Raw genomic sequence first — 2,460 nt, 5'->3', positions numbered from 1 at the left:
GTCGGCGGCGGGCCGGGCGCCGTCGGTGGGGTCGACGGTGTGCTCGGCGGGGTCGGCGGCGGTGTGCTCGGGCCCAGCTCGTGCAGGAACCGGCTGGGTTGCTCCTCGTGGTCGTCCCCGCCGACGGCGGCCGACGCCACGGCACTCACCAGGAGCCGGTGCCGGGCCCGACTGATGGCGACGTGGAAGAGTCGACGCTCCTCGTCCAGCAACGCCGAGGTCTGACCCACCACGTTCGCCGCGGTCGCCCCGTCGACCGACCGGCCGGCCAGCACGTCGACCAGTCGCTCGGAGCCGAGCAGGCTGCCGCGCAGCCGCAGGTCCGGCCAGATGCCCTCCTGCACGCCGGCCACCGCGACCAGGTCCCATTCCAGGCCCTTCGCGGCGTGCGCGGTGAGCAGGCGTACCGCCGCACCCCGGTCGGCGGTCGGGGCGATGGTGTCGGCCGGCAGGTCCTGGGCGAGCACGTGGTCGAGGAAGACCTCGGTACGCGCGCCGGGCAGCCGGTCGGTGAACCGGGCCGCCGCGTCGAAGAGGACCAGCACAGCGTCCAGGTCGCGGTCGGCAGCCTCGGCCCGCCGACGCCGGGCCAGGTCGCCCTCGCCGGCCTCCGGGCGCCCCTGGTTGATCGCGCCGGCCCACCGCTCGGCGAGACCACTGGCGTGCCAGACGGCCCAGAGCACGTCCTCGGCTGTCGCACCCGGCCGGGCGGCGGCTTCCCGTGCGATGGCCAGCAGCCCGGCCACCGCCTGCGCCGGCTCCGCCCAGCGCCGTTCGATGTCGGCCAACTCCTCCGGATCCTGCAACGCCTCGACGATCAGATCCCCGGAGGGGCGCCGGTCACCGCCGGCCAACGCGAGCGCGCGCAGGCCCTGCCGCAGCCGCCGCTCGGCCAGCGGGTCGGCCCCGCCGAGCGGCGAGTGCAGCAGCGCGACGGCCGCCTCCTCGTCGAGTCGTTCCGGCTCCAGCGCGCAGCGCAGCAGGAGCAGCAGCGGCGCGACCGCCGGTTGCAGGTGCAGGGGCAGATCCTCACCGTGCACCACTGTGGGTACGCCGGCAGCGTGCAGCGCCCGTCGCAGGGTGGGTAGCTGCAACGCGGTGGACCGCACCAGCACCGCCATCCGTGACCACGGCACGCCGTCGAGCAGGTGGGCCGAGCGCAGCGCGTGGGCCAGCCAGGCGGCCTCGCTGGTCGCCGAACGGAAGGTGTGCACCTCGACCACGCCCGGCGGCGCGTCCGGCAGGGGGTGCAGCCGGCGGTGCGCGGCCGGACCCCGCAGCCGGCGACCCAGCCGGGCGATCGCCGCGAGCAGACCCGGCCCGGCCCGGTACGACGTGGTCAGCAGCACCTGCGCGGCCGGCGCACCGGATGCCGTCCGGAACCGGTGCGGGAACGTCGCCACCCCGGCCGGGTCGGCACCCCGGAAGGCGTACGTGGAGGAATCCGGGTCGGCGAACGCGACGAGCGACTTGCCACCACCGGCGATGACCGAGAGCAGCTCCAGTTGGGCGGGGTCGGTGTCGGCCAGCTCGTCGAGGTAGACGTACGCGAGCCGACGACGCTCGGCGGCCAGCAACTCCTCGTCGTCGCGCAGCAGCCCGGTGGCCGCCCGGACCAGCTCCGCCGGGTCGTACGCGATGGAGCCCCGGTTGCTGACGTCGCGCAGCGCGAGCACGGCGACGTACTCCCGCAGGAAGCGGGCGGCGGCCGGCCAGTCGGCGCGGCCGAGCTTGTCACCCAGCCGGGCCAGGTCGATCGGGCCCACGCCGCGCTCCGCGGCGCGCATGAGCAGGTCGCGCAGTTGACCGGCGAACGCCCGGGTGCGCAGGGCAGGGCGCAGGTCGGTGGGCCAGCCGACCGGGTCGTCCTCGGGCTCCTCGCCCACCACGTCCAGCAGCTCACGGATGATCAGATCCTGCTCGGGGCCGGTGAGCAGCCGGGGCGACGGTTCGCCCCGCTCGGCGGCGGCCCGGCGGAGCAACCCGAAGGCGTACGCCGGGAAGGTGCGCACCAGCGGCTCACGCAGCACCCGGTGGCCGTCCTGCGCGATCCGGGCCTCGATGCGCTGTCGCAGCGCGGTGGCGCCTCGACGGCCGAAGGTCAGCACCAGGATCCGTTCGGGGTCGACCCCCTCGGCCACCCGGGCGGCGACCGCTTCGACCAGCGTGCTGGTCTTGCCGGTGCCCGGGCCGCCGAGCACGAGCATCGGCCCGTCGGTGTGCCCGACCACCTCGGCCTGCACCGGATCGGCCCGCCAGCCGCCGCCGACGGCCAGCTCGGGCCCGGCCACGCGATCGGGCCCACCCGACGCGCCGACACCGCCCCCGGACGTGCCGCCGTTGGCGAGCCCGGAAGCGCTGTCAGGCGTCGTCCCGTCTCCCCGCGCCGGCCCTCCGGGCCGCCGCACCAACCGGTACGCCTGCATCAGCTCATCCCATCAGACCCATACGACACCCACC

1 protein-coding gene is annotated in these 2,460 nt (G+C 76.1%); it reads right to left on the bottom strand.

Going from position 1 to position 2,460, the window contains the following annotated elements:
• On the bottom strand, positions 1 to 2,426 hold a 2,426-nt coding region (locus DLJ58_RS00105), incomplete at its 3' end, for an ATP-dependent helicase (protein ID WP_148097949.1).
• Between the last annotated feature and the right edge of the window lie 34 nt (positions 2,427 to 2,460).

It is taken from the genome of Micromonospora arida (genome assembly GCF_003857035.1).
GTDB lineage: Bacteria > Actinomycetota > Actinomycetes > Mycobacteriales > Micromonosporaceae > Micromonospora > Micromonospora arida.
This window is presented reverse-complemented; position numbering and strand designations above follow the sequence as displayed.